The following is a 19,329-nucleotide window of genomic DNA, read 5'->3' on the forward strand; positions in this document are numbered from 1 at the left end:
TGGTTCACGTCGGGACGGCGGCGAGGCGGCGGCCTTGTGGCGATTCAGCCTTTACGCGTGTTCCAGGACCACCCTGGTCAGCTGCACCCGCGAGTTGACCCGGAGCTTGCCGAAGATCGAACGCAGGTGGGTGCCGACGGTGTTCGGCGAGAGGAAGAGCGCCTGTGCCACCGCACGGTTCGTACGCCCCTCGGCGATGAGCAGGGCGACCTGGCGTTCGGTCTCGGTCAGCGCCGGCCACCCCGAGCGCGGCCGTGACGCCGTGGTGAGCCAACGCCGCCGCCGTACGCCCGCGGTCTGAAGGCGGCGCTGCACCCGGCGGGCCTCACCGGTGGCGCCGAGACCGACGAAGGTGTCCCAGGCGAGATCGAGTTGCTCGACCGCAGCGTCTCGGTGACCGTGCGCGAGCAGGACCCGGCCGTGGTCCTCCACGGCCATGGCGCGACTCAGGGGACGCGGGCTGTCGCGCAGAAGCGTGGCGGCCCGGTCGAGGAGCTCCACGTCGTCGGCGACCAGACCACACGCGTGCGCCGCGGCGCCTTGGACGGTGGGCACCCCCGGGTTGCGCTCGGCGTACAGCTCGGCCAACCGAGCGGCCCGCCGGGCAAGATCGGGATCGTCGGCGTTCCTCGCGATCCGGACGATGATGGGCAGTTCCGCGTGATACCCGCTGTAGGTGTGACGGGTCAGTGCCGCCGGCGAGTCCGCCGCGGCGGCGAGCAGGTGGGCGGCACCCGCCGGGTTTCCCGAGGCGTCGAGATAGAGCGCCTCGGCAAGTGCGCCCTGCGCCGAGCCCAACCGGACCTCCGACCTCCGCCACCGTCTGACCTCGTGCAGATGGCGGTCGGCCTGACGAAGATCGCCACGCAGCAGGGCGATGCGGGCGAGCAGGGAGTACGCCTGTACGCGATAGCTGTACTCCTGCAGGTCCTCGGCCAGTCCCACGATGGTGAGCGCTCCGGCTTCGGCCTCGTCCAGCCGCCCGGCCGCGAGGTCGAGTGCGGCCTGCCACCAGCCGAAGGCCGGCACCTCCCAGGCCCCGCCGTGCTCCTCGGCCTTGCGACGCGCGTCGGCGAGGCCCCAGCGCGCTTCTTCGTACCGGTCGAGGTGTCCCAGCGCCACCAGCTCCCCTGCCTGGGGAAGACCGCCGAGTAACGCCCGAACCTGCTGAAAGTGGTCCAGCGCCGCGGCGAACCGTCCATCGGTGGTCGCGGCATGTCCGAGTGCGCGTAGGGCGGTCGCCCGAGCGTCGCGGTGCCCGAGCTGTTCGGCTTCCATGAGGGCGGCGCTGCCGGCTTCCCTGGCAGCCTCCGGATCGTCGCCGCGCGCCAGTGCGAGGGCGCGCTGTGCCAGCAGCAGCGCGTGCACCGGCGCCGACACCCCGTCGAGGCGAAGAGCCGCGTCGACGCGGGCGAGGAGTTCCTCGTCGACGCCGAGATCCCACAGTGGCCGGGCGAGTTGGGACTGGATACGTGCGGCCGTCTCGTTGTCCGGGGCAGAGCGGAGCAGCTCGTCAGCGGCGGAGATCGCATCCTGCACCCGCCGCGCGTGGACGAAGACGTCCACGACATCCTGGCCCACCTCCAGCTTCAGCGGATCCCGCGGATTGAGGAGTTTGTACGCACGGGTGATCAGGTTGACGGCGGTCGTGGGCGTCCGCGGCACGACGTCGGCCGCGGCATGCCTGAGCACCCCGGCCGCCTGCCGATCTCCCGCCGTTGCGCCCACCATGAGATGGTGCGCGGCTTCGACGGCGGAGCGTCCGGTCGCCAGCAGGTGCTCGGCCGCCGACCGGTGGAGGACACGGCGTGCCGACGGCGCCAGATCCTCATAGGCCGCCTCGCGGATCAGGTCGTGGCGGAACGCCACCTGGTGTCCGTCGTCGAGCAGGAGTCCGTCTCGTACCGAATCCTCGAGCTTGGGCAGGAGCGTGGTGGTCGGCTCGCGGAGCAGTGCCGCGGCATCCTCGACGTTGAACGTGTCGCCAAGGACCGAGCCCACACGGAGCAGCTCCCATGCGCCCGTACGCGATCCGTGCATCCGTCCCCGCAGCGCGTGACGGAGGCGGGTCGGCACCTTCTGACCGGCGGGCGCGAGATCCTCGCCATCGACCAGGGCCTCGTTCACCAGGCCTTCGACCAGCTCCACGGCCAGGAAGGGATTGCCGCCGGCTCCCTCGAGCAGGCGCGTCAGCCGCGGCCCAGGGTGCCGGTCGAGCCGGTCCTCGGCGAGAGCCAGCATCGCCTCGCGGGACAGCGGTCCGAGCTCGATGTGGCGTACGGGCACGTCGCGGCCCACCGCCGCGGCCAGGTCGCTCACTCCCGGACTGTCCGGACGAACCGTGAGGAGCCAGACGATCGGCGAGGTGGCCACGCGGCGCGGAAGGAGCCGCAGGGCGAAGAGCGTCAACGGATCCGCCCACTGCACGTCGTCGACCGCGACGAGGAGCGGAGCGTCCTGGGATCGGTCCTCGAGGGTCGCCGCGAGCCGATCCACCAGCCACAGCTGCTGGTCGAACAGGGGGCCCAGGGCGGCGAAGTCGTCCGCCGAGAGCAGCGGCGGGCGGCTGGACCGCAGCGCGAGCAGCAAGGGGGCCATCGGCGAGATCTGGTCCAGTTCCTCGGCCTTCCCCGCCCCCACCACATATCCGGCGCGTTCAGCCTGGGCCACCATCGACTCCAGCAGGGCGGTCTTGCCCATGCCCGGCTCGCCACTGACGACGACGACCGTGCACTGTCGCGCTGCGGCGGCGTCGGCGAGTACCTGGTGAGCAATGCCCACTTCTGCTGAACGTCCTCGCAGAAGGGTTCGGATCATGAGTAGTCCCCGTACGGATCGAAGCTGGGCCGGAGTCGGATCGGAGGTGGGTCGAAGGCCGATCGTGGAGCGTGGCGTACCACCTGCCACCAGCGTTGCACGCGCCCCAAAATGTGTGCGCCGTGCGTGCCTCCTGTCCCGGTGATGTATCGGCCGAGTTGGCCGATTTGGACTGGAGAAGCAGGATCTCGGGGTCCCCGGCTGAACTGTCCTTGACAGGCGGCTCCCCAGGCAGTGTCGTACCGCGCACGAACTGGTGGACTCATGCCCTGAGGAGGCACCGTGTTCCAGAACGCGTTCACTCGTCGCAATCTGCTCGGCCTCGCACTGATGTCAACGGGCGCGGTCGCGACCGCCTGCTCAGGAGACGGCTCCAACCGGGCACCGTCGGACGCCGCGCCGAGCCGGAAGATGCCCGGTGAGTTCCGCGAGTCCCCGATCCTGGCCCAGCAGGTGAAGTCGGGTGAGTTGCCCGCGCTGAAGGAGCGGCTGCCGAAGAAGCCGTACGTCGTGAATCCCGGCATCCTGGTGGACGACAAGTTCACGCGGATGCGGCCCGGAAAGTTCGGCGGGACCTTCCAGCTGGCCCAGGAGTCGCCGGCGGGCGATCCGATCATCTTCATCGGGATCAACGAGCCGCTGATCTGGGCGCCCAGCGGTCTGGACTTCGACGAGAAGCCGGGGATCCACGGGAACGTCGTCGAGGAATGGGAGGCCAACACCGACGACTCGGTCTACACCTTCCACCTGCGGCAGGGGTTGCGCTGGTCCGACGGTGAGCCGGTCACCATGGACGACGTGCGGTTTGCCTTCGAGGACGTGCTCCACAACGAGGACATCACGCCGATCTTCCCCGACTACCTGCAGGCGGGTAAGCGCGCGGACGCCGCGCCGGCGAAGCTCGAGGTGATCGACGACTGGACGTTCAGCCTCACCTTCGACAAGAGCTACGGCACCTTCCCCATGCAGCTGGCGATCTTCGGCTGGCGAGGGTACGGCGACATCATCAAGCCGCGGCACTATCTCGAACAGTTCCATGTGAAGTACGCGTCGAAGGCGAAGCTGGCCGCCCTGGTGAAGGACGCCTCACTCCCCGAGGGCGAATGGTTCAACCTGTTCAACGCCAAGCAGCTGACCAGCTGGCTGTGGAACGCCACGACCGAGCAGGGCCTTGGGCACCCGACACTGCTGCCGTGGGTGCTCAAGGAGGTCAATGGCGGAACCTTCAACTACGAGCGCAACCCGTACTACTTCAAGGTCGACGCCGAGGGCAACCAGCTGCCGTACATGGACGGCATCCGCTCGCAGGTCGTACAGAACAAGGAAACTCTGACCTCGCGCGCCCTCTTCGGCGAGTTCGACTACCTCGGTGAGCGGGCGACCTTCCGCAAGCTCGAGCTGTTCGCCGACAAGGCCGACAGCGGCGACATCAACATCCTCATCCCCAACCAGCACGTCATCCCGACGACGATCTTCCTGAACCTCACCCACACCGACAAGGTGTGGCGACAGGTCACCGGTGACGTGCGCTTCCGGCGTGCGCTGAGCCTTGCCATGAACCGCGAGGAGCTGATCGAGAACTTCTACCTGGGCGAGTTCGCCAAGCTTCCGGAGGAGACCAACTCCGGAGAGTTCAACCCGGCCGAGGCGAATCGGCTGCTCGACGAGATGGGGTTGGACCAGAAGGACAGCGAGGGTTGGCGCCTGGGGCCGGACGGCGAGCGGTTCCGCATTCCGTTCGAGGTGGCGGACCTGTCGGAGAACCACATCCCGCTGGCCGAACTCGTGGCCGAGTACTGGAAGGAGGTCGGGGTCTACACCACGCTCCGCAAGATCGACGCCACGGTGCTCGGTGAGCGGCAGGAGCTCAACGAGCTCAAGGCCACGGCCATCTGGGTGCACCATCCGATCTGGCGGTCGGCCGGGATGGACGACTACCTCCCCTTCAACAACTGGGGTCCGCAGTGGCAGCTGTGGCACGCCACCAAGGGTGAGGAGGGCGAGGAGCCCCCTGCCGAGGTGCGCGAGTTGTTCGAGCTGCACACCGAGTTCACGTCGGCGCGGCTGGGCTCGCCGGAGAGTGATGCGGCGATCGACGGCATCATCAAGAGCATTCGCGACAACGTGTGGATGCTGAACCCGTTCGAGCAGGCGGACTGGCCGACGTTCTTCACCAAGCGGGTCAAGAACGTCGCGACAGGCGTGAAGAGGGACGTCTACGGCATCATCGTGACCTACAGCATGGAGCAGTGGTACCTAGATGACTAAGTCCAAGGGGAGTCGCCTGACTCGCAGCTCCCCGCATCCCGGCTGGCGGCGTTCTCGTCGATCGGCGCACAAACCCAGTGCGCCTTCCTCCTCGGCCTTGCCATCCGGGCGCGGATGAGCCGCTCGCTTCACCGGCGCCCCCTTGCACTTAGTCATCTCGACGGGGAGTAGGCGTTGTCTGTGGAAGCCACCCCGTCAGACGTCATCCGGGCCGAGAACGCCAAGCCTGGCACGACCGACTGGATTCTCACGAAGGTCACCCGCGACGCCGACGAACAGTACGCTGCCGGCTGGCGTGTCCGGACCGGAATCCAGGGGTACGTCTCGCGCCCCAGCGTCCGGCCGGGGCAGACGTTGACGATCCACGTGAGTGCCGAGCTGGAGGACCGTTTCCAGCTCGACATCTTCCGCATGGGTTACTACGGCGGCACGGGTGGGCGGCTCGTCAGGAGGTTGAGCCCGCTCGACCTCGGGCACCGCATCGCCACACCGCAGCCCACGCCCGCCGACGGCCCGAACCACCTCGTCGAGTGCCGGTGGGAGGAGACCGTCCGCCTGGAGATTCCGCACGACTGGGTGAGTGGTGTCTACCTCGGCAAGTTGCGCACCTGGCGAAACTCCGAGTCCGAGGCGTACATCATCTTCGTCGTGCGTGACGACCGTCCGGCGGACGTGATGTTCCAGGTCTCCGACTTCACCTGGACCGCCTACAACCGTTGGCCGCAGTGGCGATCGTTGTACGACACGCCGACCAGCCCGTGGGACCCTGGGAGCGAGGAGGCCTATGACGCCGGCTTCTTTCGGCCGTACGCGGTGTACTGGAACGGCATCCCGGCCGGTTTCGAACCGTTGACCAACGGGTCGGGGGAGTTCCTGATGACGGAGTTCCCACTGGCGTACTGGCTGGAGAAGGAAGGCTACGACCTCACCTACGTCTCCAACCTCGACACCCACGAGGACGGCGCGGGACTGCTGCGGAGCAAGGCGTTCCTCTCGGTGGGACACGACGAGTACTGGACGCGGGAGATGTTCGGCAACGTCACCGCGGCGAGGGACGCCGGTGTCGGTCTTGCGTTCCTGTCCGGTAACTCGGTCTCAGGTCGGATCGAGATGCTTCCCGGTGCCGATGGCCGTTCCCCTCGTGGAATGACGTTGGTCGACCGCGGATTCGACGAGGCCGAGCTGATGGGGTCGACGTCGCGCGGTGTCGGGCTGGCCGACTGGACCTGTGTCGCCCCGGACCACTGGGTGTTCGACGGCACGGGGATGAAGCACGGCGACAGCATTCCCCACCTCGTGGGATGGGAGTACCACGGTCATCCGGTCGCCACGGGACACGACTCGATTGTGGTCCTCGCCGAGGGCCAGGTGACGAGCGACGTCGGGGAGCCGAGCGATCGCCGTTATGCCGCGACTCTCTACACCGCGGCGAAGGGCAACTACGTGTTCAACGCCGCGACGTGCTGGTGGTGCAAGCTGCTCTCGGCCCCTCCGGCGGCCATGAATCCGCCGTACCTCGACTTCGGCGACGGTGACGACCGGGTCCGGCGGATCACCAGGAACGTCCTCGACCGGATGATCCAGGCCGAGATTCCGCGCTGAGGGGCCCGGTCATCGTGGTCCCGGGCTGAACGCCTCACCGGCGCAGGGCGACGTAGCCGTAGGCCGCGCCGAGAACGAGGAGCGGTACGCCGAGCAGGAAGGGCGCGCGGAGTCCCAGCGCGTTCGCGGCGAGGCCACCAAGAAGAGCGCCGAGTGGCGAGGCGCTGAGGATGGCCGTCTGGTTCGCGCTGGTGACCCGGCCGAGGAGGTCGGAGGGGCTCAGTTTCTGTCGCAGCGTGGTCGTGACGACGTTCCAGACGCCGAACGCGAAGCTGCTCACGGAGAGCATCAGCACGGTGAGGATGGTGTGCGAGGTGAGCCCGAGGACGGCCTGCGCGGCCGCGGCCGACAGGAGCAGGCTGGCGAGCAACACACCGGTCGAGCCGACGGTGCGGGAGATCCGCGCCGCGCTGAATCCGCCGGCCAGTCCGCCGATGGCGCCGATGCCGAGAAGGACTCCGTACGCGCTCGCGGGCAGGTGCAGGATGTCTCGTATGTACAAGACCATCAGGGCGAACCACGCGCTGTCGGTGAGTAGGAAGACGACGCTGAGGACCGTGACGGCTCGCAGCCTCCGGTGGCGTGCCAGCCAGCGTGCGCCGTCGGTGATGTCGCGCCAGAGCCGTCGCGGGCGAGCGCCGACGGACTCCACGGTGGCGTCGCGGAACACGCTCGGCAGGGAGAAGACGAGGGCCGCCGCAAGCGCCGCGGTGCCGGCGTTGACCGCGAACGGGATCGCCGCGACCAGCCCGAACAGGTAGCCGCCGAGCGGCGGTCCGATCAGCTCCGACCCGGCGGAGCCCGCCGTGACAAGTCGGGAGTTGGCCCGGTCCAGCTGCTGGTGTCCGACGAGCTTCGGCGTCATCGTCGTCACGGCGGTGCTGCCCAGCGTCCCGCACGTGCCGCAGGCGAAGGCGATCGACAACAGGAGCGGCAGGCTGGCCCGGTCCAGAGCGACCATGGCGGCAAGGATCGCCACCAGCAGGGCGTTCGCGACGCCGGCCCAGGCCGCGAGGCGCCGGGAGTCGACGCGGTCGACGATGGCGCCGGCAGGCAGGCCGAATACCAACCAGGGCAGCTCCACGGCCGCCGCCGCGGCCGCGACCATGGCGGGGCTCGAGGTGAGTGAGGCCGCCAGAAGTGGGAGGGCCGCACCGTGGATCCCACCTCCGAACTGCGACAGCGTCGACGCGGACCACAGCCGGCCGAACTGCTTCCCGAGCCCCCGCGTCGATCCCATCCCATGCCTCCCGGTAGCCGTTCTGTCGTGGCCCTTGTGTCGGCTCGCCACTTGCCTTGCTTGGCCGACACTGTTTGGCCGACGCTGCTCGGCCGATACTGCGGAATATCGGAAGTAACCTACCTGCTGACTTCTGATATCGGAAGCCTCCGGGAGGCTAGAATCGCCAGCGGAGCTCGAGGGCGAGAGGTGGTCGATCGCAGGTGGCGCTGATCAGCGCGGACCAGGCGCACGCCGCTCTCGAGTCCTACGACGCGCACCTCACGGCCACCGGTCTCGCCGACCAGTCCCGCCGGGCCTACCGGTCCCGGGTCGCGGGCTACCTGTCCTGGCTGTCCGGCGGCGACGTCGGTGGTTCCGATCTCGGCGGCGGCGACCCCTTGGCCGACCGGCAGGCCCGCGACCGCGCCGTGCGGGAGTACCGCGCCTGGGTGACGGGCGAACGCCGCGCTCGCCCCTCCACTGTCAATGCGATGTTGACAGCGGTGGACCACTTCTACAGCCACCTGGGGCTCGGCCCGGCGGAGGTCGTGCGGGAGGAGCTGCCGGATCCCGCACCACGCATCCTGGACGAGGACCAGCAGCGCAGGTTCCTCGACGCCGTTGCCGAGCGGCAGTCCGTGCGCGACCGGGCCATCGCGTACGCCCTCTTCTACACCGGCGTACGCGTGGCCGAACTCGTCTCGCTCGACCTTCCCGACGTGGTGGTCGGCCGGCAGAAGTCCCGCCTCGTCGTGCGCGGTTCCGCTGGTAGCAGCCTTCGCGAGGTCCCGCTGCGGGCCGAGCCGGTCGAAGTGCTGCGGGGATGGATCCGCGAACGGCGTACGTGGCGAGGTGCCGACCACCTCCAGGCGTTCTTCCTCAACCGCCGCGGCGGTCGGTTGACCTCCCGATCCGTCGACGACCTGGTCCTACGCCTCGGCCGCGAAGCGGGCATCGCCGGGGACGCCGACGCGCCACCGGTCACGCCACACGTCCTCCGGCACACGTTCGGGGCCCGGCTGCTCCGCGGCGGCGCCTCGCTCGTCGCCGTCGCCGAGTTGATGGGCCACAAGCGGCTCGACACGACGCGTCGCTACACCCCACCCGACGCCGCGGGTCGGGAGCACGCCATCGGCCTGCTCCTTGCCGGGCACTGAGCGCTACCCGCCTCTACACCTCAGGAGGCGCGGCCCGCAGGCGGAGATTGCGGGCGATCTGTGCGTCGATCTGTTCCGCGCCGATCGTGGCGACCATCGACTCGACGGTCGTGGTGTCGTCCTCGGACCAGAACAGGCCGATGTCCTCGCGCTCGTCGTAGTGGAACCCCACCCGGTCGCCGAACCTCTCCCGGAGTGCGTTGCCCTCCCGCAGGGCGGGCGACCAGCCGAGGACGGCGTGGCTGAGGTCGAGCCGGTGGACCAGCACGGTGCCGTGGTCGTGGATCCGGGCGGCGACGAGACCGGTCGGTTCGTACACCGTGGCGTTGTCGCGTGGGGTGCTCGACACCACGAAGTACCGGTGCCGAGCCGCGTGCGCGGCCGTGCGGACCGTGGCGGGTGAGGCGCTGGGGAACGCGACGATCTCCGCCCCTGCGGCGCCGAGTGCGGCCCAGCCGTCGTCGTAGACCACGTCCCAGCAGATCTGGACGCCCAGTGCCCCGAAGTCGCACGCGAAGACCGGGAAGTCGGCGCCAGGTGTCACGCCGCCCTCGTCGTCGGGACAGCCGACGACACTGACTGGATGCGCCTTCCGGTAGATCCCCGCGACCTCGCCGCGCCGGTCGAGGAGCACGGCGGCATTGGCGTACGACGGACCGGCCGGGCCGTCCTCGGCCAAGTCCAGCGGGAGCAGGAGATAGGTCTGGTGCCGACGGGCGAGGCCGCGGAACCGGTCGACGGCGGGATCATCGAGCCGGACGGACCGGTCCGACGCCTGGTCGGCGTTCGGTGTGAGGACGGCCTCCGGGAGGACGGCGAGGTCGAGGCCGCGTTCCGGCCACGCCTCAACCGCGCGGGCGGCCATCTCGTCCACCAGCGCCGCAAGCTCCTCCGCCCGGCCGGCGAGGCCGGGATAGGGGGCCGCCGCTCCGAAGACGGTCGTCCCGACGACCACCTTGCGCGGAAGGTCGCCCGCCGTCGACCGGCGCCCGGCGCTCATGCGTCGGACCGTGCCGGCGCGTCGGCGCCCGCCGGTGCGAGGTCCGCCAGTCGTGCCGCCCGGTCGGGCAGGGTCGGGAACGGCCGGGAGGGAAGGGACTGGTACCAGTACGCCACGCTGCAGTAGTCGTCGGAGAGGTCGAACATGCCGCGCGGGTCACCGTCCAGGGCCCCCGCCGCCCGGTAGCCGGTGAAGTCGTCCCCGAAGTGTTCCCTTGCCTTCTCGTAGTCTCCGTACCCGATCTGTTGGATCGTCACCGCGAGGCGCTGCCGGAAGTGGATCGGGTCGGCGACGTGCAGGCGGTAGATCGAGTAGAGACCGATGTCGCCGTCGACCAGGGGTGCACCTTGGTACGGCGTGGAGACCCTCCCGAGGCCCCACGCCGAGCCCATGTAGTCCTCGGCGCCGGTGCCGCAGATCGTGGGGTGCTCGCGGTCGTCGTCGAGGAAGAACTTCACCTCGCCCTCGCCCCACCAGCAGTCCCGGTAGATGCTGCGGACGCCGAGAACCGTGCCGAGGTAGACGCCGCGCCCCTCCACGCCGTCGAGGATCACGAAGTCCTGGTGCAGCGGGCACGGGTTGCTCCGCCTGAACTGCGCGTGGAACGCCCCCGCGGTCTCGTCCAGGTCGTCGCCGACGGTGAAGTCGACCTGGTAGAAGAACATCGGGACGTCGGAGCCGGACTCGTTCTCCACCGTGATGCGCGCGTGCTCGCGGAACGGCATCGGGATCCAGCAGTTGAAGCCCTTGCCGCCCTGCATGGACAGCAGGGTCGAACCCATTTCGACCTGCCGGCCGTGTGCCACCCCGAAGAAGTCGCCGAGCGGCACCTCGACACTGGGGTGGGCCTGCCCGTCCCAGTACATCCGCAGGATGGTGTTGCGCAGGTGGTCGACGTTGCCGGGTGGGATCGTGCACCAGATGTGGCGGACGACGCCCGGCCCGGTGTGGTCGAGCAGGGTCGCCGTCGCTCCCCGCGCCAGCGGGGACAGGCAGGGTGACCCCTTCCGCCCGCCGCCCGCCTGGCCGCCGGCGCCCGGAGCGGCGGTCCGGTTCTCCGCCGTCGCCGCCCGGCTCCGCAGATCCTTCAGTTCGTACAGCATGGACGGTTCCATGTCCCTTCGTGGCCGAGACTTCCCGCAGATGAACGCTACGCGAGATCCTGCTGCGGTTCCGCGCGAGTCTTGTCGCCGTAGTGTCGAGTTCCAGGTCCTCACCGGGTCCATCCGAAACCCCCCTCAGACAAGGCGGTTCACCCCTCATGAAGATCACCAGGGTCGAGACGTTCCTCGTACCTCCGCGCTGGTTGTTCCTGCGGGTGGAGACCGACGACGGCGTCGTCGGATGGGGCGAGCCCGTCCTCGAAGGTCGGGCCGAGACCGTACGCACGGCCGTGCACCAGCTGGCGGAACTCCTGGTCGGTGCCGATCCGCTACGTACGGAAGACCACTGGCAGGTGTTGTCGAAAGGTGGCTTCTATCGCGGTGGCCCGGTCCTGTCGAGTGCGGTCGCGGGTGTCGACCAGGCGCTGTGGGACATCGCCGGCAAGGTGCGTGGCGCGCCGGTGCACGAGCTGCTCGGTGGGCCGGTCCGCGACCGCGTACGCGTGTACGGCTGGATCGCCGGTGCAGACCCCGAAGCGATCGCCGAACGTGCAGCGGCCGCTGCCGAGGCGGGCCTCACGGCCGTCAAGATGCTCGGCGCACCACACACTCTCGGTGCGGTGGACACCCCGCGCCAGACCCGTCTCATCGTGGCGCGGGTCGCGGCGGTTCGCGAGGCGCTCGGGGACGACCGCGACCTGGCTGTCGACTTCCACGGCCGGTTCTCCCCGGCAATGGCGCGCAGGGTCCTCACCGTCTGGAGCCCTACGACCCGTTGTTCGTCGAGGAACCGGTGCTGCCCGAGCACGGTCAGGTGTTGCCACGGATCGTGGCGGGCACGGTCATTCCCCTCGCGACCGGCGAACGGCTGTTCTCCCGCGCGGAGTTCCTGCCGGTGCTCGAGGCCGGCATCACCGTGGTGCAGCCCGATCTCTCGCACGCGGGCGGCATCTCGGAGGTACGCCGCATCGCCAGTCTCGCGGAGATCTTCGGCGCCACCCTTGCCCCGCACTGTCCGCTCGGACCGATCGCCCTGGCGTCCTCACTCCAGGTCAACTTCGCGACGCCGAACTTCCTGATCCAGGAGCAGGCCCTCGGGATCGAACACGACGGCGGAAGTGAACTCCTGGCGGACTTCGTCGACTGCGAGGTCTTCCGGCTGGTCGACGGGCACATCCCCAGGCCGACCGCTCCTGGACTGGGCATCGAGGTGGACGAGGAAGCCGTGCGCCGCGCGGACAGGGAGGGCCACAGGTACCGGATCACTCCCTGGCGCCACCCGGACGGTTCGTTCGCCGAGCTCTGAGTCTCGTTTGCCGCGCTCTGGGTCTCGTTGGCCGAGCGCTGGGTCGGGCGGCGATCAGGAGCTGGTGGAAACCCGGCTACGCGGGGTGGAACCGCTGCTTCCCAACGCCGCGAGCTGACGCTGGATGAACGCCTCCGCCCGATCCTGCTCGAGATCCGGGTCGCAGAACTCCTCGCGCAGGCGTTCGGTCAACGTACGCACCACATCCGGCGCGTCCGTGGCGAGGTTCCGCAACTCGAACGGATCGTCGTCGAGGTCGAACAACTGGTGCGGTGCCCTGGCGTTGTGGAGGAACTTCCAACGCCCCTGACGGATCATGAAGGAGCTGCCCCGGGTGCCGTGCCCGTGGTACTCGGCGAAGACCGCCCGGTCCGGATCGTCCGGATGCACCTGCTGCAAGGGGGTTCCCGAGAGGTCCGGCGGTCGAGCTGCGCCGACCGCGGCGAAGGCGGCGGCGTTGAGGTCCAGCTGGGACACGGGAGTGCGCACGCGTACGCCCGACGGGAAACCGGGTCCGGCGACGACCAGTGGCACGCGTACGGAGTCGTCGTACATGCTGCACTTCCACCACATGCCGAACAACCCGAGCATCTCGCCGTGGTCGGAGGTGAACGCCACGACGGTGCGGTCGAGCTGGCCGGTGCGTTCGAGTGTGTCGAGGAGAATCCCCAGCTGCCGGTCGACCCAGGTGACCCGTCCGTAGTAGGCGCGGCGGTGCGCCCGCGTCACCTCCTCGGTGAACACGTCCGTGCCGAAGTGCTTCCGCAGGTCTTCGGCGTACGGATGCTGGGCGGACGTGGCCGTCACGTCGTACTCCGGCAGGTCGTCATGACCGGCGTAGAGATCCCACAGCTCCTGGGTGACGCGGTGCGGGAAGTGCGGCGCGATCAGGTTGACCTCCATCGTCCACGGCTTGCCGAGGTCGGTGGATCGGCCGAGGAAGTCGAGCGCGTCTGCCATCCGTCGCTTGTCGGCGCGGAACGGGTCGTCGACGACGCCGACGCCACGCGCGCGCTGGCGTGCATCGCCCCGCAGGGCAAGGGGTTCGCGGCTGATCTCACCGTCGCCGTCGGCGCGGTAGTCGGCGCCGAGCATCTCGCTGAACCCGAGCTCGTGCGGCCGGCGGTAGGCGTCGACCTTGCCGGCGTGGACGGTGTGCACGCCGGCTTCATCGAGCAGTCGCCCGTAGGACGGGTAGTTGGGTCGGTCGATGACCATCGAGTTGTTGTAGGCCTGGATCTCGTGCACCGGCCGACCCGAGATGAACGACGACCGCGACGGACAGCACAGCGGAGAAGGGCAGTAGGCGTTCTCGAAGACCACCCCACGCGCTGCCAGGCGGTCCAGGTTCGGCGTCTGGACGAACGGATGCCCAGCGGTGGAAGCGATTCTGGGACCGTGCTCGTCGTCTTTGAGGATGAGCACGTTCGTTCCCGTCATGTGGTCAGGCACCTCCGCTGTACCCACGGTGGGATGGACGCCACTGTGGGGTTGGCTCACTGTTTGACGGCTCCCGCGACGCCCTCGACGAAGTAGCGCTGCAGGAAGAGGAACAACACGATGATAGGCAGCAGGCTGATCGTGGCGGCGGCGGCCATGCCGCTCCAGTCGGTGAAGTACTCACCCTGGAAGGAGTAGATTCCCACCGACAAGGTACGCAGCTCCGGCTGGTTGAGGGTGAGCACCAGGGGGAGCAGGAAGTCGTTCCACGAGTGCATGAACTGCAGGATGACCGCGGTCGCGACCACCGGCTTGGCCAGTGGAAGGTAGACCTGCCAGAAGATCCGGAAGAAACCGGCGCCGTCCATCATTGCGGCCTCCTCGAGCTCTTTCGGCAGCTGACTGAAGAAGCCGGCGAAGAGCAGCGTCGCGACCACGTGTGCCCCGCCCGCTTCGGCCAGCGTGATGCCCCAGAGCGAGTCCTGCAAACCTAGTTTGTTGATCAGGTCGAAGACCGGAATGATCGTGTAACCCTCTGGCAGGAAGATGGCGGCCGCGAGCAGGCCGATGACGACTTTCTTGCCAGGAAAGCGGTAGCGCCCCAGCACATAGCCCATCATCGAGACGGCAAGCACGGAGATGATGATGGACATGACCGTCACGAAAACTGTGTTGAAGAAGTAGTCCCCGATGTGGGCGTCATTCCACGCACGGACGTAGTTGTCGAGCCGGATCGCCTTGGGAAACAGGCTCAGTCCGGCGAAGATCTCGGCGTTGGTCTTGATCGACGAGGAAACCATCCACAGGAACGGATAGATCCAGACGAAGCAGACCGCGAACAGCACCGCGGAGATGAGGGTTGTGCGAAGCCAGGTGGTCATGCGCCCGCGGGTCCGCCTCGGGCGCGGCGTGGTCGGCGCACGCTGGCCGGCCTGGCTGTCGAGGGTCACCATGTGTCCTCCTCTCACCCGCCGCCCACCAGTTGGGATCTGGCCTGCGCGGCCCTGCGGGCGACGTAGACCTGGAGGATTGCGATCAGCATGACGACGACGCCGAAGAGACAGCCGGCTGCTGAGGCGTAACCCAACCGGGGCACGCCGCCGGCCTGGTCGGCGGCGAAGGCGGTCTGGTAGATGTAGACCTCGATCACCTGCGTCGAGAAGTACGGCCCGCCCTTGGTCATCGCCTGCACGATCGCGAAGACATGCAACGTGGCGTTGGCGGTGAGCAGGGTGATGATCGCGGCGAAGGGCAGCAGCACCGGAACGGTGATGTAACGCACCAGTTGGAACCTGCTGGCGCCGTCGACCTTCGCCGCCTCGTAGTAGATCTTCGGCACGGTCTGCAGCGCGGCCAGCCAGTAGATCATCGTGATACCGAAGTTCTTCCACACCTCCACGGCCATGACCGACCACAACGCGGTGTCGGGGTTGCCGAGGAAGTCGACGGGTGCTGGCACGATCCCGAGTCCGGTCAGCGCCTGGTTCATCGGACCCTGGAAGGGGCTCAGCACGAACGTCATCACGATGCCGACGATCGCTGCCGTGGTGATGACGGGCAGGAAGAAGAACGTACGAAAGACCGGAGCGAGCCTGAGCATCTGGTTGTTGAGCAGGATGGCGACGAGAAGCGACAACACCAGCCGGACCGGAACCGCGACCAGGACGAAGAGGAACGAACGGCCGAACGCGTCCCAGAACAGCGGGTCGTCGACCAGTTCGCGGTAGTTGTCGAGTCCGACGAAGGTCTTGTCCGCGGTGAACCCGGTCCAGTTCAGGAACGAGAAGTACCACGACATCACCATCGGATAGAACGTGAACATCCCCGCCAGCACCAGCGACGGGACCATGAACAGATAACACCAACGGGACTTGAGGATCTGCTGCCAGGTCCCGCTCGAGCTGCCGCGTCCCGCGCGGGCGAGCTCACGGGTGTCGCGTGTGACCGCCATCACTGACCTCCGGGCCGGAGCTGGCGGGTCGCGCACGCCCCACGTCGCTCACGCGCCGCACGCCGCTCACGCCAACTCGTCGTACATCTCGGGGGTGTAGTCCTTCGTGGGGTCCCAGTTGGGGAACACCCAGTCGTCGCGGGAGACTTCCGCACCCTTGGCCTGCGCGGCCTCGATCGCGTCGTCGAGTGCCTGGTTGCTGCGGTCGTACAGGTCGCGCAAGGCCGCCTTGACGTCATCGACCTGGCCGCTGAAGATGCCCTGGGCGATGTCGACCAACGCTGGTTGCACCGGCTTCTGTTCCAGGATCACCTGGACGGTGTCGGGGTTGCGTACCGCCACCATCGGGGCGGCGTGGAGCAGCCGGTTGGCGACATCCCAACCTGCCTTGGCGCGGCCGGTGAGCAGGTTGGTCTGCCGGGCCCGCTCGTTGGCCTCCGGCATCAACGAGCTCAGGTTGCCCTCGGACGCGGTGACGATGTTCGTCTGACCCTCGAGGCTGCCCATGTAGGAGAACAGGTCGCCCGCGATCTCCTTGTGCTTGCCGTCGGCGAACACGAACGCCTGGTTGGAGCCGACCTCCTGATACGACGCCGGCGCCCACTCGCCCGCGGTGGGGCTCGGCGGCATCGCGACACCGAAGTCGTAGTCCGGGTTGATCGCCGGCCACTCCGGGATGTCCCACGGACCGTCGAAGATCATCCCCGCGACCCGCTGGGGCATCCGCGCGCGTGAGTCGGCGTCGGCCAGGCTGAGGAAGCCGGGGAAGATGCTGCCGTCGGACTTGATCGCCAAGAGGAGTTCGAAGGCGTCGAGCAACTCCGGTGCCGTGAAGGTGAACTCGCCGGTCTTCCAGTCGATCCCCGAACCCGCATCGCCGCGGAGCCCGGCCAACTCGGCCAGGCGGGTCGCGACACCGCTGATCGCCGTACCGGCGAGCATCAGCCCGTAGTAGTCGCCTCCGCCCTGCTGGGTGACCTTCTTCGCCGCCGCGCGGAAGTCGTCCCAGCTGAGTGGCTGGCTCTCCGGGTCGTAGCCGGCCTGGTCGAGATACTCCCGGTCGTACATCAGCAGGTGTCCCCAGCGCTTGCTCGAGGTCACCGGCCAGGCGTAGGTGCGGTCGTTGAAGATGTGCACGCCCGAGATGAAGGCGTTGTCCGGGAATCCCTTCTTCCAGGTCTCGAAGTCCGGGATGAGGTCGTCGATGGGGGCGACCCATCCTTCGTTCACCATCACCTGCACGGGAACGTTGTTCGGCTGCGCGAACACGTCGGGTGCGGTGCCGTTGCGGACGCCGAGTGGCACCACCTCGTTGATCCGCTCCCAGGGTGAGTCCTGGTAGTCGATCGTGATGTTGGTGTGCTTCTTCTCGTACGCCCGGAACAACGGCTCTTCGAACATCGCCTTCAGGTCACCGCTGTCCATCCACTGGAACGTGACCTCGCCGGTCGGCAGCTTCGCACCGCTGTCGGGGATGTTGTACCTTCGCGCCGGCTTCTTGCGTTGCGGGCCGCCGCCGGCATTCGGATCGGTGACGACCTCGCACCCCATCAGGCCGATTCCCAGGCCTGCCCCACCCAGAGCGGCGAGCATGCCCCGCCGCGAAAGGCGGCCACTGATCGGCTGTCCGTTCCTGCCCATCGCCCACTCCTGGTCCTACGAGCCACCGTGCCCGGCGGCTGGAACGATCGAGATATCCGGCGAGTCTGACATCGCATGGTTATACGATTAACTTCACGTCTCGCTGGGTAGGTTGCTCCGATCCGTGGGACCTGTCAAGGCCTCGACCGGACCATCGCCGGGCCGTCGCGTGACCACACCTGGACAGGCGCCCGGCCGCTCAGTCCAGGGCCGTGAGCAGGGTCTGGCACGTTTGGCGGATCGCGTCGCGGTCGACGGCGATGCGCCGGTCGTCCTGGACGGTGACCATTCCGGCCCGCCGCAGTGCGGTGACCTGTCGCGAGATCGTGCTCTGGTGCACCTCCAGCGTGTCGGCGAGCTGCTGCATGGTAAGTGGCCCGTTGTCGAGCAGGTGCAGGGTGATGGCCAGCCGGGTCCGGTCGCCGAGTGCATGCATGGTCGGCGCCAACGCGGCCAGCCGGCCGACGGAGATGCCGGTCCGTTCGCCTCCGTTCGTACGCACGGTCGTACCAGCGGATCGACCCGACGATGTGGTGGTCGCCGACCAGGGCGGTTCGCGGTGTGGGGTGAAGAGCACCCACGTGGTCTGGTCGGCGAAGAGCGACAGGCTCCGGCCCAGGCCGGGTGAGGGCATCACGACCAGCTCGGTCGCGGCCTCGGCGGCGGCGGCGTACTGCTCGTCGGGCCGCAGTCCGGTGACCATGCTGATCCACTGCGCGCCGCCGCAGCCCGGCGGCGGGGAGGGTGTCGACGCGACCGCCGTACGCATGGCGTCGAGTGACTCGCGCCAGACCCGGTCGAGCCAGCCGTCCCAGATGACGTCGAGCAGGTTGAGCAGAGCAGATCGAAACGTCGTGGCGTCGAGCAACTCGTTCGCTCGCTCGGCGGCGTTCGGAACATTCCACGCGCGAAGGACCTCGGCAGCGTCCCGGCGCATCGACGGCGAGGGCGCAGACAGGAAGGTGATTCTCGCCGCCGTCGGCGCCGGATCGCGCGGTGGTTTGCCGTAGTGCATCACCGAGTCCACGCCCCAGTCGATCAGGCCGAGCACGAACTCGTCCGGCCAATCGGCGATCCAGCGTCGCAGCGACGGCCAGTCTGTGTGCCCGGCGTGCTCGGCAGGAAGGTGGTGGAGGAGAACCGCGCGCAGGACGGCGCCGTGCGCCAGCGCCGCCCGGACCGGCCAGCTCTCCTCGACGGCGTCGGCCGGCACCTGCTCCGCCAGGGCCTGCAACTCCGGCGTGGGCATGGCTTTCCAGGCCAGCGCGTAGTCGACCAGCAGCATCGCGGTCGGCATGGTCGCGGCGAGGGTCGGTTCCGCGACCCGCAGTAGTGGAGCTGGCCGCGCATCGGCGAGATCTGGCACCGGTCCGCTCATGTGCCTATTATGCGCATTGCGCAACTCGCACGCCACGGTGGCGTCGGCGTACGGCGAAAGGAGGCCGCAGTGGGCACTCTGGCGTTCGACGGACTGGTGATCTTCTGCGCCGACCTGGAGAGATCGGCGCAGTTCTACGAAGACGCGCTCGGGCTGAAGCGGCAGTCCTCCGAAGGCGACATCGCCCTGCACCTGCCCACCAAGGGCGATCCCGAGGGTGCGTGGCTGCTCCTGCACCAGCGCCACGACCTGTCGCCGCCGCACTACCTTGGCTACTTCGCTGTCGATGACGTCGACGGCATCGTCGAGCGTCTGAGGTCGGCCGGGTACCGGATCAGCACCGAGCCGAACGACCAGCCGTGGGGCGTCCGGGAGGCCGGGGTTCTCGACCCCGACGGTTACGGCCTGACGCTGAGCGCGCCGCTGCCACCGTCGGGTTCCTGA

13 protein-coding genes and 1 pseudogene are annotated in these 19,329 nt (G+C 68.4%); 5 read left to right on the plus strand and 9 right to left on the minus strand.

Translation table 11 applies throughout. The annotated features are described in order from the left end of the window. Positions 1–51 precede the first annotated feature (51 nt). On the minus strand, positions 52–2,817 hold the full coding sequence (locus ABN028_RS01810) for a helix-turn-helix transcriptional regulator (RefSeq protein ID WP_349695367.1): 2,766 nt from the start codon (positions 2,815–2,817) through the stop codon (positions 52–54). Between the two features lie 282 nt (positions 2,818–3,099). Between ABN028_RS01810 and ABN028_RS01815 the strand changes: the two genes are divergently transcribed. Next, positions 3,100–5,085, plus strand: a complete 1,986-nt coding sequence (locus ABN028_RS01815; RefSeq protein ID WP_349695368.1) for an ABC transporter substrate-binding protein — start codon at positions 3,100–3,102, stop codon at positions 5,083–5,085. Positions 5,086–5,265: 180 nt separating this feature from the next. Then, positions 5,266–6,687, plus strand: coding sequence for a N,N-dimethylformamidase beta subunit family domain-containing protein (locus ABN028_RS01820; protein WP_349695468.1), 1,422 nt, complete (start codon positions 5,266–5,268; stop codon positions 6,685–6,687). Between the two features lie 34 nt (positions 6,688–6,721). On the opposite strand, the gene ABN028_RS01825 is transcribed toward ABN028_RS01820, so the two are convergent. Then, positions 6,722–7,927: an MFS transporter gene (locus ABN028_RS01825; protein WP_349695369.1), complete on the minus strand. Its 1,206-nt coding sequence runs from the start codon at positions 7,925–7,927 to the stop codon at positions 6,722–6,724. A gap of 203 nt (positions 7,928–8,130) precedes the next feature. Between ABN028_RS01825 and ABN028_RS01830 the strand changes: the two genes are divergently transcribed. After that, complete coding sequence (locus ABN028_RS01830) at positions 8,131–9,066, plus strand: tyrosine-type recombinase/integrase (RefSeq protein WP_349695370.1); 936 nt, start codon at positions 8,131–8,133, stop codon at positions 9,064–9,066. A gap of 13 nt (positions 9,067–9,079) precedes the next feature. On the opposite strand, the gene ABN028_RS01835 is transcribed toward ABN028_RS01830, so the two are convergent. Together ABN028_RS01835 and ABN028_RS01840 are read right to left on the minus strand one after the other, a co-directional pair. Then, entirely contained in the window at positions 9,080–10,066 is a 987-nt protein-coding gene (locus ABN028_RS01835; protein WP_349695371.1) for a carbon-nitrogen hydrolase family protein, read from the minus strand. Continuing rightward, positions 10,063–11,169: a glycoside hydrolase family 172 protein gene (locus ABN028_RS01840; protein ID WP_349695372.1), complete on the minus strand. Its 1,107-nt coding sequence runs from the start codon at positions 11,167–11,169 to the stop codon at positions 10,063–10,065. The genes ABN028_RS01835 and ABN028_RS01840 overlap by 4 nt, the downstream gene beginning before the upstream one ends. 158 nt (positions 11,170–11,327) lie before the next feature. Here ABN028_RS01840 and dgoD point away from each other — a divergent pair. Further along, positions 11,328–12,475, plus strand: a pseudogene (gene dgoD / locus ABN028_RS01845) (galactonate dehydratase). Between the two features lie 54 nt (positions 12,476–12,529). Here the strand turns inward: dgoD and ABN028_RS01850 are convergent. The 5 genes from ABN028_RS01850 to ABN028_RS01870 all read right to left on the minus strand — a co-directional run bounded on the left by ABN028_RS01850 (position 12,530) and on the right by ABN028_RS01870 (position 18,885). Next, positions 12,530–13,915 (minus strand): sulfatase family protein, encoded by a 1,386-nt coding sequence (locus ABN028_RS01850; RefSeq protein ID WP_349695373.1) that lies wholly within the window; start codon positions 13,913–13,915, stop codon positions 12,530–12,532. Positions 13,916–13,971: 56 nt separating this feature from the next. After that, entirely contained in the window at positions 13,972–14,868 is an 897-nt protein-coding gene (locus ABN028_RS01855) for a carbohydrate ABC transporter permease (protein WP_349328887.1), read from the minus strand. Positions 14,869–14,879: 11 nt separating this feature from the next. Next, entirely contained in the window at positions 14,880–15,866 is a 987-nt protein-coding gene (locus tag ABN028_RS01860; protein ID WP_349328886.1) for a carbohydrate ABC transporter permease, read from the minus strand. Between the two features lie 66 nt (positions 15,867–15,932). Beyond that, the gene (locus tag ABN028_RS01865) at positions 15,933–17,507 is read right to left on the minus strand and encodes an ABC transporter substrate-binding protein (RefSeq protein WP_349695374.1); all 1,575 of its coding nucleotides are present in this window, start codon (positions 17,505–17,507) and stop codon (positions 15,933–15,935) included. A gap of 199 nt (positions 17,508–17,706) precedes the next feature. Continuing rightward, positions 17,707–18,885: an ArsR/SmtB family transcription factor gene (locus tag ABN028_RS01870; RefSeq protein ID WP_349695375.1), complete on the minus strand. Its 1,179-nt coding sequence runs from the start codon at positions 18,883–18,885 to the stop codon at positions 17,707–17,709. A 69-nt stretch (positions 18,886–18,954) separates the two neighbouring features. On the opposite strand from ABN028_RS01870, the gene ABN028_RS01875 reads away from it, so the two are divergent. Then, positions 18,955–19,329: a VOC family protein gene (locus ABN028_RS01875; RefSeq protein ID WP_349328883.1), complete on the plus strand. Its 375-nt coding sequence runs from the start codon at positions 18,955–18,957 to the stop codon at positions 19,327–19,329.

The sequence above is a fragment of the Actinopolymorpha sp. B17G11 genome (assembly GCF_040196095.1).
In the GTDB taxonomy this organism is placed as follows: Bacteria; Actinomycetota; Actinomycetes; order Propionibacteriales; family Actinopolymorphaceae; genus Thermasporomyces.

What these genes read in the sequence shown, in the direction of transcription:
- ABN028_RS01850 (WP_349695373.1), bottom strand. Translation starts at nt 13,915, where the DNA reads ATGACGGGAACGAACGTGCTCATCCTCAAAGACGACGAGCACGGTCCC.
- ABN028_RS01835 (WP_349695371.1), bottom strand. Translation starts at nt 10,066, where the DNA reads ATGAGCGCCGGGCGCCGGTCGACGGCGGGCGACCTTCCGCGCAAGGTG.
- ABN028_RS01860 (WP_349328886.1), bottom strand. Translation starts at nt 15,866, where the DNA reads ATGGCGGTCACACGCGACACCCGTGAGCTCGCCCGCGCGGGACGCGGC.
- ABN028_RS01840 (WP_349695372.1), bottom strand. Translation starts at nt 11,169, where the DNA reads ATGCTGTACGAACTGAAGGATCTGCGGAGCCGGGCGGCGACGGCGGAG.
- ABN028_RS01870 (WP_349695375.1), bottom strand. Translation starts at nt 18,885, where the DNA reads ATGAGCGGACCGGTGCCAGATCTCGCCGATGCGCGGCCAGCTCCACTA.
- ABN028_RS01810 (WP_349695367.1), bottom strand. Translation starts at nt 2,817, where the DNA reads ATGATCCGAACCCTTCTGCGAGGACGTTCAGCAGAAGTGGGCATTGCT.
- ABN028_RS01825 (WP_349695369.1), bottom strand. Translation starts at nt 7,927, where the DNA reads ATGGGATCGACGCGGGGGCTCGGGAAGCAGTTCGGCCGGCTGTGGTCC.
- ABN028_RS01855 (WP_349328887.1), bottom strand. Translation starts at nt 14,868, where the DNA reads ATGGTGACCCTCGACAGCCAGGCCGGCCAGCGTGCGCCGACCACGCCG.
- ABN028_RS01865 (WP_349695374.1), bottom strand. Translation starts at nt 17,507, where the DNA reads ATGGGCAGGAACGGACAGCCGATCAGTGGCCGCCTTTCGCGGCGGGGC.